The sequence below is a fragment of the Streptomyces sp. Qhu_M48 genome (assembly GCF_051305195.1).
Classification (GTDB): Bacteria; Actinomycetota; Actinomycetes; order Streptomycetales; family Streptomycetaceae; genus Streptomyces.
Genome location: NZ_CP195432.1, coordinates 5,097,690 through 5,111,927, shown reverse-complemented (window position 1 = coordinate 5,111,927; position 14,238 = coordinate 5,097,690). Strand labels below are relative to the sequence as shown.

The window sequence follows — 14,238 nt, the reverse complement described above, 5'->3', positions numbered from 1 at the left end:
TGGTGGAGGCGACGGCTCCCGCGTATCAGCGGGGCCGAGCGACCGGACTCGGGGGCCCGATTGCGCGACGTCATCTACTTGTCCGTGAGCAAGCTGCAGCAGTTCCTGCCGGAGCCGCGCCGCGCGCCGCGCGCCGGGGCGGTGCGCCTGTCCACACCGTTCGGCGTCGGGGTCGACGTGGACGCGCAGGCCGCCGACAGCGAGCAGGGACGGGTGCGGCGTCTGCGGCAGGTGCAGAAGCATCTGGAGGGGTCGGCGCTCTGGTACGAGGAGCCTGCCCTCCGCCCCGGCCTGTGGGTGCAGTTCGAGGCACCCATGCGCTGCGTCACGCTCCGGGGGGCCTACCGGGAGCTGCTGCTCTTCGTCGACTCCGGGCCGGGCTCCGGCGGCGGTGGAGGCGCCGGCTGCCGCCTGTTGCTGCACGGCTCCGCCCGCCACCTGCTGGGCTGGACGCCCCAGCTCACCGACGGCCCCACGCTGAACGAGAGCGGCGGCGGCGACAGCGTCGGCGCCGTCTTCCTCACCAGGGCCGGGCAGGTCGTCGAGGCGCTCTCGCCCGGCTCCGATCCCGGCGCCGCCGCGCTCGCCGACGCCGCCTCGGCGTCACCCCTGGCCCCCGCCCTGAGCGCCGCGGGCATCCGCGACCTGCTGCGCGCCCTCGACGCCGGCCACGACGGCATCGATACCACGGCCCCGATGACCGGATACGCCCGCGTCACGGCGCTGCTCCCCGAGCGGAACGGAGCACCTCGCTGTCTCGTGGCGAGCCCGCTCACCGTGGAGTACGTCCGAGAGACGCCCTGATCGACGGCAAGCTCGGAGCACCGTCGCCCGGTCGTGCCGGGCGCCCTGGACTTCACCCCGCCCGGGCCTCCCCTGACGGCGAGGGCGCCCCGTACGGGACGAACCGCCTGTTCACTCCGTGGACAGGCGGTTCGTGACGCGGCTGCCGAGTGCTAGCGTTCCCCCCATGCAGCACACCACCGGTCTCGCCATGATGCGAATGATGCCCCGAACCTCGGAGGCGCTTCGCTAGCGAAGCCGTGTGCGCACAGGATGCGACGGACCCTCCGGAGACGGGGGGTCCTTTTTTGTTGCCCGGACCCCGCCGTCACGGGACCCGTTCGCCCCCGTCGGACCTCTCGGTCACCCCAGCCCCCGCCGTCACTCGACAGAAGGCGAAGAACCCGCCATGACCCGTCCACCGGTCGTCTCCCTCACCGACTGTGCCGACCCCAACGCGCTCGCCCGGCAGTCCACCCGGATCGCCGCCCTCTTCGGTGCCACGCCGACCGTCCTGCCGCTGGGGGGACCGGACCCGGAGGGCGCCGCCGCGCTCACCCTGCTCGACCTGCTCCGCTCCACGGACCTGATCGGCGGGCCGACGCAGCCCGTGGTGGTGCTGGTCAACATCGCCCCCCGCGACGGGCACTGGCCCAACGGTGTGCCGTTCTGCTACTTCCGCCACGGGGACCACCTGGTCATCAGCACCCTCAGCGACCGGGTCCTCGCCCCGCTCGCGACCTACCTGGGCGTGAAGGAGGTCCAGGTCACCGACGTCCGCGAGGTGCTGGAAGCCGCGGCCGCCGGATGGGCCGAACTCGCTCCGGCCGAGGTCGAGGAGATGGTGCGCACCCAGTTCCGCAGCCTCTGGTACGTGCCGCTGCTGGCCCGCTGGCTGGCCGACGGCCGCCCGGTGCCGGCGAGCCCGAGGGCGGTGCACCAGCCCGCCCCGGGCGAGGTGCGGATCGCCGTCGTGGACAACTTCGGCAACTGCAAGCTGGACCGGCCGGCCGCCGAACTGCCCGGCTACGACAGCGCGAAGGGACTTCCCGTGCACAACCGACGTGAAGGCCGCAGCGTCGTCGTCCCCTGTTACGACCGGCTTCCGGACGTCCCGCTCGGCGAGCCCGGAATCACCGTCGGGAGTTCCGGCGTCGGCTTCGCCGAACTCGTCGTCCGAGGCGGTTCAGCGGCCGAGGTATTCGGCCTGAACCAGGGCGATCAGGTATTCCATCTCACCAGCTGACATGTTATCAACGCGTTACCCCGGCGGTGACCTGCGAGATTGACGACGGTCTCCACGGACCGGAATGCTGAAACGCATGTCCGGAACTCTCCCGCTGGTACGCCGCCGCCACGTGGACCACGTGCGCTGCGCCGCCGATCTGTGTCGCTGAGCGCCCCGCACCGGCCTCCCGCCCGTACCCCTTTTCCGGACCCTCCTTCGAAGGACCCCTGATGTCGCGTACCCGAACAGCCCTCGCCACCTCCGCTGTCGTCGTCGTGCTGGCCGCGGCCGCCTGCGCACCCCAGCCGAAGAGCGCCGCCGGAGCGAAGGCCTCCGGCGCCGACTGCACCACCGAGAGCCCCAGCCTCCACAAGCGCGGCCAGCTGACCGTCGCCACCGATTCCCCGGCCTACGCCCCGTGGTTCGAGGACAACACCCCGTCCAACGGAAAGGGCTTCGAAAGCGCCGTGGCCTACGCGGTGGCCGGTGAACTCGGCTTCGCTCGCGATCAGGTGAAATGGGTCGTCGAACCCTTCGCCCATTCCTACGCCCCGGGGGCGAAGTCCTTCGACTTCGACATCAACCAGATCTCCATCACCCCGCAGCGCAAGAAAGCCGTGGATTTCTCCGCCAGTTACTACACGGCCAACCAGGCCATCCTGACGCTGGGCGACTCGAAGTTCGCCAAGGCCTCGTCCCTGGGCGCGTTCAAGGACGCCAGGATCGGCGTCCAGGTCGCCACGACCAGCTACCAGGCCGTGCTCGACCAGATCAAGCCCTCGCGCCGGCTGAGTGTCTTCAACACCACCAAGGACGAGGTCAACGCGCTCAAGAACGGTCAGATCGACGCGATCGTCACCGACACGCCGACCGTCTTCTACCTGGCCGGGGCGGAGCTGGACAACGGGAAGATCGTCGGCCAGTTCGGCTACGCGGGCGGCACTCCAGAGGAGTTCGGTCTGCTCCTGCCGAAGGGCAGCGGCTACACCAGCTGCGTCGACAAGGCCCTGAGCACCCTCAAGGCCGACGGCAGACTCGCCAGGATCACCTCGCAGTGGCTGTCCGCCTCGGCGAACGTGCCCGAGCTGAAGCCGTAACGGGCCGACCGTGGAACTCACGAAGACCACCGTGCCGCCCGCGTCGGCCACGCCGCCGGACGACACCTACCGACCCAGCGACCACGAGCTCGAACGGCAGCGGTTCCGCCGCTCCCGCCGGCGTCGCCACACCTGGACCGCCTCCCTGTGCACCCTCCTCGGCCTGGTGGCGCTGGGGGCGGCGGCCGTCTCCTCCCCGGGATGGGACCGCGTCGCCGAACTGTTCCTCGACGGCGGCGAGTTCCGGGCCGCGTTCCCCGAACTCCTCCGGGGGTTCTGGCTCAACATCCAGATGTTCCTGATCGCCGAGGTGCTGATCCTCGTCCTCGGCCTGCTCATCGCCCTGGTCCGCGTGACCCGCGCACCGGGCCTGCAGCCGCTGCGGCTCGCCGCGACCGTCTACGTGGACGTCTTCCGGGGCGTACCGACCCTGCTGCTCGTCTTCCTCGTCGGATTCGGGCTGCCGGCCCTGGAGCTGCAGGGCACGCCCTCCGAGCCCTGGGTGCTCGGGGTGATCGCCCTGGTCCTCTCGTACTCCGCCTACGTCGGCGAGGTGTTCCGCGCCGGACTGAACTCGGTGCACCCGGCGCAGCGGAACGCCGCGAAGGCGCTGGGGCTCAACGAACGGCAGACGCTGCGGCACGTGGTGCTGCCCCAGGCCGTGCGCAACGTGCTGCCGCCCCTGCTCAACGACTTCATCGCGCTGCAGAAGGACACCGCCCTCGTCGCCGTCCTCGGCCCGCTGGAGGCGCTGCGGGCCGCGCAGATCAAGGCGGACTACGACTTCAACTACACCCCGTACCTGGGAGCGGCACTCTTGTTCATCGCGGTGACCATCCCGTTGACCCGCTTCGCCGACCGGCTCCAGCGGCGAGCTGCGCGGCGCACCTGGGCGGAGACGGGCCGATGACCCAGCCCCTGCTGCGCATCCGCGGCGTCCGCAAGCGGTACGGGTCGCGCCTGGTCCTGCGGTCGATCGACCTGGACGTCGCCGAGCACCAGGTCGTGTGCCTCATCGGCGGCTCCGGCTCGGGCAAGTCCACCCTGCTCCGCTGTGTCGACCTGCTCGACGTCGTCGACGACGGAACCGTCCACCTGGGCGAGAGCGAACTGACCGACCCCCGCGCGGACCCCGACCTCGCCCGCCGGCGGATCGGCATCGTCTTCCAGGCCTACAACCTGTTCCCGCACCTGAGCGTGCTCGACAACATCACGCTCGCACCACGCCAGGTCCACGGCGTCCCGCGCAAACGGGCCGAGGCGTCGGCCCGCGAGCTGCTCGCCCGGCTCGGACTCGCGGACAAGGCGCACGAGCACCCCGACCGGCTGTCCGGCGGGCAGCAGCAGCGCGCCGCGATCGCCCGGGCGCTGGCCACCGGCCCGGAGCTGCTGCTCTTCGACGAGATCACCTCCGCTCTCGACCCCGAACTCGTGGGGGAGGTCCTGGACGTCGTCGCGGACCTCAAGCAGCGCGGCCTGACCATCCTCATGGCCACCCACGAGATGGACTTCGCCCGGCAGGTCGCGGACCAGGTCTGCTTCCTTGAGGACGGCGTCATCGTGGAGCAGGGCACCGCGGAGCAGGTGCTCACCGCCCCTCGGGAGCAGGCCACCCAGCGCTTCCTCGCGCGGGCGCTCGACCGTTCCTAGGCGGCCCGCCGGACCACGGCCGCTTCACCGCTCCCGGCGGGCCAGCAGGTGGGCGTCGAGGAAGCCCCGCTCGGAGGCCGGATCGTGGACCAGCCGGGCGAACGGGACGAGCCCGGATCCGGCCAGCACCTCGGCGAACCGGTCCACCGGCCAGCTGTAGGCGGGCGTCACCCTGTGGTCGAAGCGGACCGGTTCCGGTGCTCCGGTCGCGAAGAACGAGACCAGGAGCAGGCCCCCCGTCGCCAGGACGCGGGCCTGCTCGGCGAGGAGCGCGGGCAGTTCGCCCGGCGGGGTGTGGATCATCGAGTAGTGGGCCAGTACGCCGCCGAGCGCGCGGTCCTCGACCGGCAGGGCCTCCATGCGCGCCTCGGTGAACCGCAGGGCCGGATGGGCCCGCCGGGCGTGGTCGACCATGGCCGGGGAGAGGTCGAGCCCGAAGGCGTCCAGTCCCAGGTCCCGCAGCATGGCCGTCAGATGCCCGGGCCCGCACCCGACGTCGGCCGCCCGCGGATTCCCCGTGCCGCGCACCAGCTCGGCGAAGGTGGAGACCATGGCCCGCGCGAACGGTTGTGTCTCCAGCCGGTCGGCGAACAGCGACGCGTACAGCTCGACGACCCCGTCGTAGGCCGCTCTGGTCCGTTCCTGATGCTCCACCACGGGAGGGAAGCTAGCACGGGCTCGCTCACGTCCGCCCGCGCCCGCGGACCCGGAGCGCGGCCCCACTCCGGTATGAGGTGGGTGTGGGAGGTGGATTCGGGGGCAGGAGGGCGATGAGCGCATGGGACCGCTCCGGCTTCCACGGACCCGCCGCCCCCCCTTCCGGCGGGTCCGTGGGCAGCCGACCGGCCCGCACCGGGCAGGGGCGCGGGCCGGTCGGCATCAGGTCAGGGACCTCGGTGACCACCCCGGGCGATGCGGCCGATCATGACGCCGACGACGCTGTCCGCCGGTACCGGGCCCCACACGCGGGAGTCGGTGCTCAGGTCCGGGTTGTCGCCGAGCACCACGAAGTGGTCGTCGGGGACGGTTCCCCGGCCGCCCGCCCGGAGCGGCACCCGCGCCCCCGGAGCGGCGGCGATCCGCTTGACCAGGAGGTCGTCGCGGCCCGCGGCGGGGATGCGGTCGGAGCGCAGGACGACGATGTGGCGGTCGCGGAGGCCCCGGGCCGGGCGCCGCAGGACGAGGATGCGGTCGCCGGGGGCGAGCGCCGGGGTCATGCTGGCCCCGCGCACGGTGACCACGAGGAGGGCGCGCCGGGCCGCCACGAGCAGCGCGGAGGCGAGACCGAGCGCCGCGAGGACCAGGAGCGCGGCGGTGGTGGCACTGTCGGACATCGGTCGGGGTTCCTTCCTGCGGCGCCGTTACGGGAGGCGGGAGGCGGGTGACGGGGCTGCGGCCGGGTTCGGCGGGTCCTCCGCGTCGGCCGGCTGCTGGTAGCCCGCCGCCTGGAGCCTGAAGAGGCGGGCGTACTGGCCTTCCCTGGCGAGGAGTTCGCCGTGGGTGCCGCTCTCGGTGATCCGGCCGTCCCCGAGGACGACGATGCGGTCCGCGTCGCGCACGGTGCTGAGCCGGTGGGAGATGACGAGGACCGTCGCGTCCGCGCGCAGCTCGCGCAGGCTGTCGTGGATCTCCTGCTCCGCGGCGGCGTCCAGGCCCGAGCTGGGCTCGTCCAGGATCATCATGTCGGCCTCCCGCCGCATGAAGGCGCGGGCCACGGCGACGCGCTGCCACTCGCCGCCGGAGAGGAGCTCGCCCTCGGCGGCACCCGCCGTTCCGGCGGCGGCGAAGATGCGGCTGAGCAGGGTGTCGTACCCCTGACCGAGCCGGGACAGCCGGTCGTGGACGCCCGCGTCGGCCGCCGCGCGGGCGACCAGGTCCGTCCGGTCGAGGCTGCCGACGCGGCCGAGTCCGATGTTCTCCCCGGCCGTGAGGTCGTACCGCCCGTAGTCCTGGAACACCGCTGCCACCCGGTCCCGCAGCGCCTCGGGGTCGAACTCCCGGATGTCGATCCCGTTCCACAGGATCCGGCCGCGTGTCGGGTCGTACAGCCGGCAGAGCAGTTTCACCAGGGTTTTGCCGGTTCCGTTGACTCCGACGAGCGCGGTGACCTCACCCGCGGTGAGGGTGAGGTCGACGCCCCGGAGGATCCACGGCGACCGGGGGGTGTAGCGGAACCACACGTCGCGCAGTTCGATCCGGCCGCTCAGGCCGGGCACGGCGCGCGGCGCGTCCGGCAGGGCGAGGTCCACGGGGACGTCCCGCAGGGTGCGGAAGTAGGTGAAGGTGAGGGACGCCTGGAAGGCGGTCGCGGCGGTGCTGGCGAGCTGGCTGACACCGCGCTGGATGCCGGCGGTGGCGGCGATGAACACGGACACGTCACCGATGGTGAGGTGGCCCTGGCGTGCGGCGCGTACGGCCCACAGGAGGCCGATGCCGAAGATCGCGACGCCGAGCAGCAGGTCGGGGGTGCGCTGCCGGAGGTTGCGCACGTCCGTGGCGCGTTCCGCGCCGACGACGGTGCGCAGCTCGGCGGCGGCGCGGTCCGTGAAGAAGCGCTGCAGACCGTAGAGGCGGATCTCCTTCACCGTGTCCGTGTCGGTGAGCAGGCTGCCGTAGAACATCTCGCGGCGGCTGTTGTGCATGGTGTCGCGCAGCACCTCCGCCCGCCGTCGGCCCGCGGCCAGCTGGGTCCGCAGGGCGGGCAGGGCGAGGAGCAGGGTGGCGGCGCCGAGGACGGGGTTGATGACGGTCACGGTGACGAGGAAGCCGACCAGCATCACGGCCGCCTGCACGCTGCTGACCAGCGAGCCGACCAGCAGGTCGGGGGCGCTGCCGGCGGCCTGCTGGGCGAGCCGGAGCCGGTCCTGGAAGGCGGGATCCTCGAAGTGCCGCATGCCGGGGAGCCGGTTGACGCCGTCGAACAGCTCGTCCTGGACGCGTACGCGCAGCGCCCTGGTGCTCTGGCCCCGAAGGTACTCGCCGAGCGGCGCGGTCAGCGAGATGCCGAGCGTGGCCGCGACGAGCAGCAGGGCCATGGGCAGCAGCGAGCCGGATCCGGGCCGGGTGAGGCCGTCCAGCAGGCCGCTCACCAGCAGGGCGGACGCGGTGGGCAGCAGTCCGCCGGCGATGCTGACGGCCATGTACGCCGTGACGGCGCGCGGGCTCGACCGCCAGGCCAGCGCGCAGGCGGCGACCGCCGAGCGCAGTGCCTCGCGGTACTGGCCCGGCTCTCTCGTACGCGGGGCGGAGATCACCGTGTCCCTCAGACGGTCTGCGGCGCGGAGTCCGCGAACAGCTCGGTGGACGAGTCCCGGTTGGTGACGCGTCCGTCGGCGCCGACCTCGATGTAACTGGGCCAGCGGACGATCCCGAAGGCCTCGGAGGTCAGGCTGATGTCGGGCAGCAGCGTGGGGTCGTTCTCGGTGTCGGACTCGACGACGACCCGGGCCACGGGGGAGAGCAGCTTCACCAGGTCCTCGGCCACCGGGCCGGAGCCGGTGATGACGGCCACGGCGCCGTCGCGTCCGCCGGGGAGGGAGGCGGCGGCGCGGGCGAAGCCGGGCGCCTGCTCGCGGCAGGGGCGGCAGGTGGTGGAGAAGAAGCCGATGGCGGTGGCGCCGGTCAGGTCCGTGGTGGCGAGTGCGCCGTCCTCGCGGGTCGTCACCCGGAACGCGGGGACGGGGGAGCCGTCGGCGAGGCGGTTCTCGGGGACGGTCACCGCGGCCTCGCCGCCGTGCGCGTGCCCGGCGTGCTCGCCACCGGTGATGCGGCGGGCGAGGGCGAGGAGCAGGAACAGGTTCAGTACGCCGATGACGGCGTTGATACAGATGACGACGGTGGCGGTGGTGGACAAGGGGGCCTCACTTCGGTGCGCTGCGTGGGGACGGGCGGGCCGTCGGGCCTGCCGGGGGCCGGCGCGGTCGTGACGGCTGCTCAGGAGGGGCGCGAGAACAGGTCGACCAGAGTGTCGGTGGAGATCAGCAGGGCGCTGACGACGGCGGCGGCGAGCGCGGCGGCGAGCGCGGCCGGCAGCTCCGCGGGCAGGGCGGCGCCGGAACCCCCGGCGGCCGCGAGGGCTCCGAGGACGGCGATCGCCAACAGCGCCCCGTTGCGGACGAGATGGGCGGCGCCGACCGGTGTGCGCGACTGCCCGAAGCAGGCGCAGGACACGTCGGAGCCGCGACGGATCAGGGCGACCAGGACGGCCGTGAAGGCGGCGAGGAGCAGCGCGGCGGCGGCGAACGCGACCGCGCCGAGCCCTCCGGGCAGCCAGACGAGGAGGATCAGGGCCGTCTCGGCGGCGAGCACCGCGCCGGCGACCGGGCCGGCCAGCCGGTCGGGCACGACGTCCATGTCCTGGACGGCCCGGCGGAAGTCGCCGGGGGCGCGGAGCTTGCCGATCGCGGAGGCCGCCAGGGTCACGGCCAGCGCGCATCGGGCGCCGAAGAGCAGGTATTCCATGTCCCTCGTCGTCCCTCGTGCTGGATCACCCGTCCGGTGTCGCGGAGGGTGGTGTGGTGCGGATGCCGGTGGGCCGACGGCGGCCCGGGGCCCCCGCCGACGGCCGGAGCCGTCGACGGGGACCGCGCGGGGGGCTACCGGTGGACGACCGGGTCAGCAGCCGCCGTAGATGACGGTGACGGTGCAGGTCGGTGCGGCCGCACAGTTCCAGGAGCAGCAGAACCGGTGGTACAGGTTCTCGCCGGAGCACCAGCTGGAGCTGCCCGCCGGGCAGGCGCACGCCGCCGCGGCGGTCTCCTGGGGCAGGACACGGGAGAGGGCGCGACCCGCCAGGTTGGACAGAGCCTTGACCATGAGATTCCTCCGGATGATGGAGTGAGGACGACAGTGGGACCGGGAGCTCCCTTGATCGTTCGTGGGACAACGTAATGACGGGTCTCGGGAAACGTCTAGACCAACCGCGTGGAGTGGGCCGGCCGTCGTCCGCCGGTTCGTCCGGGTCCCCGCAGGTCGGATCGGCGCCCCGCAGGTCATGGGACGCGGTGATCAATATTGGTCTAGTCCATATGGTGGGACGCGCGGGAAGGCCCGCATCCCCCGCTGGCCGGTAACTACCGGAAAAGAATGGCTACTTCACGCCAGCGGGGTGAGATCTGCCCACAATGCGGCAGCGTCGGCGGAGAGCGGTACGACCGCCGTCCCGCCCGACGTCACGTCGTCCGCGTCCCACCACACACCCTGGCCGGACTCCAGGACCTGCCCGTCGTCCCCCGCCCGCCAGCCGCCGCGCAGGACGTGGAGCACCCCGGCGTGACCGGCGGACGGCGAGACCGGGCCGACGACCCGGTCCACCCGGGCCGCCCAGCGGCCTTGCCGCACCATGATGTTGAGCACCCGGCAGGGACCGCCCGCCAGTTCGGCGGTCAGCGCGAGGTCGCCGGAGAAGCCGACGGGCTCGCCCACGCCTACCGGCAACCGGTCGAACACCCCGGGGGCGGAGAGCCGTACCCCCTCGCCCGCCACGGGCGTGAACGTCCGGTCGACGCCGGGGTACGCCGAGAACGGCCCGTCCCGCTCGATGTCGGCGACGCTCGCCCGCCACCCGAACTCCTCGGTGCCCGCCGGCCGTGAGGCGATCTCCCTCGTCGCACCGGAGCCGTTGCGCCACCGGCCCACCGTCAGCGTCTCGACATCGAAGCGGTGGTGCATGAGCGGTCTCCCCGGAACGTACGAATGTGCTGGAACGCGTCCTCGGACGCATTCCAGCACATCGTCGTCACACGAACCCCGTCACCGGGGCGGCCTCACTTCCCGAGGAAGGCGTTGTGGATCGTCAGGGTCGAGGTGTTGCCCTGCCTGTCCGCGACCTCGGCGAGGAACGAGACGCCCTTGTCCTTCGCCGGGCTCTTCACGGAGATCCCGCCGTTCACGACCTTCACGGTCTGCCAGGTCTTCCCGTCGTCGTAGCTCACGGACACCGCGAGCGACTTGAGGTTCCTCCCGGCCGCCGAGCCCTGCACGGTCACCGGGACCAGGACCGACGTCCCCGCCGGGGCGCGCGAGGCGAGGTCGACGGGGGCCGCGAAGCGGACCGTGGAGACCGGAAGCGCGGTGGTGGCCGCGACCTGCTGCGAGCGGAACGTGAAGGCGGCGTCGACACGGGTGGAGACGGCGGCGACCTGCGTCGAACGCTCCACGGAGGTCGTCAACCGGTACTCGGCGCCGGAGGCGTCGACCGTGAAGGGCTTCTCGCCGGTCAGCGGGTCGTCGCTCTCGGCGACCTTGACGCCGTCGCGGTACAGCGTCGTCGTCGCCGAGGTGTGCTTCGTGCGCCCCGCGTGGCCCTCGCCGTCGGCGAACAGCGGCAGGGCGCCGACGATCCGCTGCTCACCGGTGGCCGGGTCGGGCGCGGTGCGGAAGACACCCATGTCCTGGCCGAGGAGCGGGCCGAAGACGCCCGTGCCGAACGTCTCCCGGTACGTCCTGCCGGCCGCGTAGCTCTTCGGCCGGCCCATCTCGTACACACCCTCGAAGGCCGGGTAGCCCCACTCGTCGGGCTCGCCGAACTGGTTGAACCTGGTCAGCCAGGAGACGCCGTCGGCGGTGGAGACGAGGAAGGTGCGCGTGCCCGGCGCCGCCTGGAACGCGGAGAACCCGTTGCCCTCCGGCGCTCCCGGCAGATGGGCGTAGGGGGAGGCGAGCACGCGCTTCCCGGGCGCGGACGAGCCGAGACCGACCTTGAGCGTGGCCAGCTCGTTCGCCTTCACGTGCTTGGTGTAGCCGGTCGCGATCCTGTTCGTCCTGCCGCCGAAGGCCACCGAGTACTGGGTGGTGGCGTCCTTGACGAAGTGCGCGTCCCAGGTCTGCAGGAGCGAACCGTCGGTGACGGCGGGGCCCAGGTGGGCGGTGCGGAAGCCGGTGAAGCCGTTGAGGACCCAGCCGTTGCCGACCCGGCCGACGTCGGTGGCGACCTCGTAGTAGGTGCCGGCGTAGTCCGCCGTCTCGATGCCGGGGACGGTCAGGTTCACCGGCTTCGTGGTGCGCGCGTCGGCGACGAGCGCGGTGTCACCGGTGATCTCCAGCTTCGGCTGGGCGATCCAGTCGGTGCCCTTGGTGTAGTCCGACGGGTCCTGGTAGACGGCCGTGTTGAAGGTGTACGAACCCTTCGGCACGCGGATCCGGTGCGTGCCCGGCTCGTTGTCGACGCGGGTCTCGAACCCCTTGGCGGGGCCGCCGACACCGATCAGGGTGCTGGAGAAGTCCGCGGCGTCCGCGCCGTCGCGACCGAGGGTCCGGAGCGTGATGTCGTACGACTCCGCCTCGCGGACGGCGACCGCGGCCGTACGGACGGACTGGCCCGCGCCGGTGGCGGTGACGTAGCCCGAGTAGGTGCCGTCGGCGTCGCCGATCCTCGTGTCGGCGATCAGGTCGACCTCGGCCCGGCCGCCGGCGGGCACGGTCACCCGGGTCGCGCCGAGCGTGAAGAACCCGGCCGGGGCCTGCTTGCCCGTCGGGTCCAGCGTGGACACCGACAGGTCCAGGGTGACGTCGCTGGTCCCGAGGTTGCGGTAACCGACCTTCCTGGTGACGAGCGGGTCGTCGGCGTGGGGCCACCGCGCCTCGCCGAAGCTCAGCGAGACCGGGTCGGCGATCACGCTCTGGGCGAGTGCCCTGTCGACCTGGACGCGGCCCGAGCCCTGCTGGAAGGCGGTGTAGGCGCCGCCCTTGGTGGACGCGACGAGGGCGCCCTTGAGCTCGGTCGACTTCCAGTCCGGGTGCAGCTGCTTCAGGATCGCGGCCGCGCCCGCCACGTGCGGAGTGGCCATGGAGGTGCCGTCGATCTGCAGGTAGCCGGGGGCCGGGTGCGGTGTGCCGGGGCGCGTGTCGATGGCGCTGCCGGGGGCGGCGGCCGCGGTGACGGCCACGCCGGGCGCGGTCACGTCCGGCTTGACGGCACCGTCGTCGAGGCGCGGGCCGATGCTGGAGAAGCCCGCCAGCTTGTCGTCCTTGTCGACCGCGCCGACGGTCAGCGCGGCGTCCGCGGTGCCCGGCGAGCCCAGGGTCGAGTCGCCGAACTCGCCGTCGTTGCCCGCCGCGACGGCGAACAGGATGCCCTTCTCGGCGGTCAGCGTGTTCACCGCCGCCTCCAGCGGGTCGACGCCGGGGCTGTCACCGCTGCCGAGGCTGAGGTTGACCACGTCCGCGCCCTCGGCGGCGGCCCACTCCATGCCCGCGAGGACGGCGGAGTCGTCGCCGAAGCCCTCGTCGTCGAGGACCTTCCCGCTGATCACCTTGGCGCCGGGGGCGACGCCCTTGTACACGCCACCGGACCTGGCGCCGGTGCCGACGGCGATCGACGCGACGTGGGTGCCGTGCCCGACCCGGTCCACCGCGTCGGGGGAGGCCGAGAAATTCTTCTCGCCGACGACCTGGGTCCTGAGGTCGTCGTGGGTCTTGTCGACCCCGGTGTCGAGGACGGCGATCTTGACGCCCGCGCCGTCGTAGCCGGACTCCCACGCCTTGTCGGCGCCGATCTGCCGGACGCCGCTGTCGAGGTTCGCCCTGCGCACCCCGTCCAGCCACACCGTGCCGATACCGGAGGCGGCGGCGCGCGCGCCCGCCTTCGGCTGGTCGGTCAGCGCCTCCCACACCTTGGCGACGTCGTCCGCCGAGGTACGGACGGCGTCGGCGTTGAGGGTGGGGAAGGTGCGCCGCAGCTGGGTGTCACCGGCCGCGCGCACCTCGGCCCGGGCCGCGGCCGCGCCCCCGTCGTACCGCACGATCAGCTTGAGCCCGTCGCGGTGGCTCCGGCGCAGCCGCGGGTCGGAGAGCTCGGTGACGTCGAAGAGCCGCTGGTCGAGACGGCCTTCGGCGATCAGGCGCCGCGCGTCGCTGGGCACCACCAGGGTGCGGTCCTCGACGCGCTGCACCTGGACGGGTATGTGCTCGCGGCCCTTGGCGGCCTCGAAGCCCCGTACCTGGCCCTCGGCGCCGACCACCACGTGGTCGCCGGTGATGAGCTGGATCCGCTGGTCGCCTTGGAGGCGGGCGGGGCCGGGTGTGGTCGCCGTGTTCGCGGCGATCGCGGTCGCGGGGCCGGTCATTCCCGCGACGAGGGCCACCGAGGTGGCCGCTGTGATGGTGAAGGCGCGTGCTCTCTTCACATGTGCGCGCAAAACTCCCCCAGGAGCTTGGGATGAGGTCGAGTGGTCGATTCCGGCCAGGGGGCGCAACGGCGCCCGCCGGCGGTCAGCGCAGTATGTGAGGTGGGGGAGGTGTGATCAACGGCGGTACGGGCCGGTGGAGTTGAACCGCGTACTTTCAGGCCACCCCGGGCTCGGCGAGTTTGATGGGACCACGACAGCACTGTGACGAGCGTGTGACGGCGGAGCGATGCTTCCGCGACACCGGCTCCCGCCGGCCCCTCCGGAGAGCGGTCCGGGGCAGGTCCGAGGCGCTTTCCGGGGACCACGGCGTCCGAGGTCGGAGCGTGCCCCTCCGATTGGCTGTATTCACACC

13 protein-coding genes are annotated in these 14,238 nt (G+C 72.7%); 5 read left to right on the top strand and 8 right to left on the bottom strand.

Translation table 11 applies throughout. The features are described 5' to 3' along the window. Window positions 1-60 precede the first annotated feature (60 nt). The 5 genes from ACRRSS_RS23155 (at window position 61) to ACRRSS_RS23135 (ending at window position 4,758) form a co-directional block, all read left to right on the top strand. Window positions 61-804: an SAVMC3_10250 family protein gene (locus ACRRSS_RS23155; RefSeq protein ID WP_435973045.1), complete on the top strand. Its 744-nt coding sequence runs from the start codon at window positions 61-63 to the stop codon at window positions 802-804. Between the two features lie 388 nt (window positions 805-1,192). Beyond that, window positions 1,193-2,029 carry an SAM hydroxide adenosyltransferase gene (locus ACRRSS_RS23150; RefSeq protein ID WP_435973044.1) on the top strand — a complete coding sequence of 279 codons (837 nt, stop codon included), beginning with the start codon at window positions 1,193-1,195 and terminating at the stop codon, window positions 2,027-2,029. A 212-nt stretch (window positions 2,030-2,241) separates the two neighbouring features. Next, entirely contained in the window at window positions 2,242-3,108 is an 867-nt protein-coding gene (locus ACRRSS_RS23145; protein WP_435973043.1) for an ABC transporter substrate-binding protein, read from the top strand. Window positions 3,109-3,118: 10 nt separating this feature from the next. Beyond that, on the top strand, window positions 3,119-4,018 hold the full coding sequence (locus ACRRSS_RS23140) for an amino acid ABC transporter permease (protein WP_435973042.1): 900 nt from the start codon (window positions 3,119-3,121) through the stop codon (window positions 4,016-4,018). Next, window positions 4,015-4,758, top strand: coding sequence for an amino acid ABC transporter ATP-binding protein (locus ACRRSS_RS23135; protein ID WP_435973041.1), 744 nt, complete (start codon window positions 4,015-4,017; stop codon window positions 4,756-4,758). The genes ACRRSS_RS23140 and ACRRSS_RS23135 overlap by 4 nt, the downstream gene beginning before the upstream one ends. Window positions 4,759-4,782: 24 nt before the next feature. Here ACRRSS_RS23135 and ACRRSS_RS23130 read toward each other — a convergent pair whose 3' ends face one another. The 8 genes from ACRRSS_RS23130 to ACRRSS_RS23095 form a co-directional block, all read right to left on the bottom strand. Further along, window positions 4,783-5,415, bottom strand: coding sequence for a class I SAM-dependent methyltransferase (locus tag ACRRSS_RS23130; protein WP_435973040.1), 633 nt, complete (start codon window positions 5,413-5,415; stop codon window positions 4,783-4,785). A gap of 227 nt (window positions 5,416-5,642) precedes the next feature. After that, the gene (locus ACRRSS_RS23125; RefSeq protein ID WP_435973039.1) at window positions 5,643-6,092 is read right to left on the bottom strand and encodes a S26 family signal peptidase; all 450 of its coding nucleotides are present in this window, start codon (window positions 6,090-6,092) and stop codon (window positions 5,643-5,645) included. A 27-nt stretch (window positions 6,093-6,119) separates the two neighbouring features. Then, a complete protein-coding gene (locus ACRRSS_RS23120) occupies window positions 6,120-8,012 on the bottom strand; it encodes an ABC transporter ATP-binding protein (protein WP_435973038.1) in 1,893 nt (630 codons plus the stop codon). Between the two features lie 8 nt (window positions 8,013-8,020). Continuing rightward, window positions 8,021-8,611 carry a TlpA family protein disulfide reductase gene (locus ACRRSS_RS23115; RefSeq protein ID WP_435973037.1) on the bottom strand — a complete coding sequence of 197 codons (591 nt, stop codon included), beginning with the start codon at window positions 8,609-8,611 and terminating at the stop codon, window positions 8,021-8,023. Between the two features lie 80 nt (window positions 8,612-8,691). Further along, window positions 8,692-9,219, bottom strand: coding sequence for a MauE/DoxX family redox-associated membrane protein (locus tag ACRRSS_RS23110; protein ID WP_435973036.1), 528 nt, complete (start codon window positions 9,217-9,219; stop codon window positions 8,692-8,694). Between the two features lie 153 nt (window positions 9,220-9,372). Next, window positions 9,373-9,573: a hypothetical protein gene (locus tag ACRRSS_RS23105; protein ID WP_240449782.1), complete on the bottom strand. Its 201-nt coding sequence runs from the start codon at window positions 9,571-9,573 to the stop codon at window positions 9,373-9,375. Window positions 9,574-9,852: 279 nt separating this feature from the next. Next, a complete protein-coding gene (locus ACRRSS_RS23100; protein WP_435973035.1) occupies window positions 9,853-10,428 on the bottom strand; it encodes a HutD/Ves family protein in 576 nt (191 codons plus the stop codon). A 95-nt stretch (window positions 10,429-10,523) separates the two neighbouring features. Further along, window positions 10,524-13,883, bottom strand: coding sequence for a S8 family peptidase (locus ACRRSS_RS23095; RefSeq protein ID WP_435973034.1), 3,360 nt, complete (start codon window positions 13,881-13,883; stop codon window positions 10,524-10,526). Window positions 13,884-14,238 lie beyond the last annotated feature (355 nt).

Bases quoted from the DNA above. Each gene is read 5' to 3' on its own strand.
- ACRRSS_RS23100 (WP_435973035.1), bottom strand. From the start codon at position 10,428: ATGCACCACCGCTTCGATGTCGAGACGCTGACGGTGGGCCGGTGGCGC.
- ACRRSS_RS23150 (WP_435973044.1), top strand. From the start codon at position 1,193: ATGACCCGTCCACCGGTCGTCTCCCTCACCGACTGTGCCGACCCCAAC.
- ACRRSS_RS23110 (WP_435973036.1), bottom strand. From the start codon at position 9,219: ATGGAATACCTGCTCTTCGGCGCCCGATGCGCGCTGGCCGTGACCCTG.
- ACRRSS_RS23125 (WP_435973039.1), bottom strand. From the start codon at position 6,092: ATGTCCGACAGTGCCACCACCGCCGCGCTCCTGGTCCTCGCGGCGCTC.
- ACRRSS_RS23145 (WP_435973043.1), top strand. From the start codon at position 2,242: ATGTCGCGTACCCGAACAGCCCTCGCCACCTCCGCTGTCGTCGTCGTG.
- ACRRSS_RS23135 (WP_435973041.1), top strand. From the start codon at position 4,015: ATGACCCAGCCCCTGCTGCGCATCCGCGGCGTCCGCAAGCGGTACGGG.
- ACRRSS_RS23105 (WP_240449782.1), bottom strand. From the start codon at position 9,573: ATGGTCAAGGCTCTGTCCAACCTGGCGGGTCGCGCCCTCTCCCGTGTC.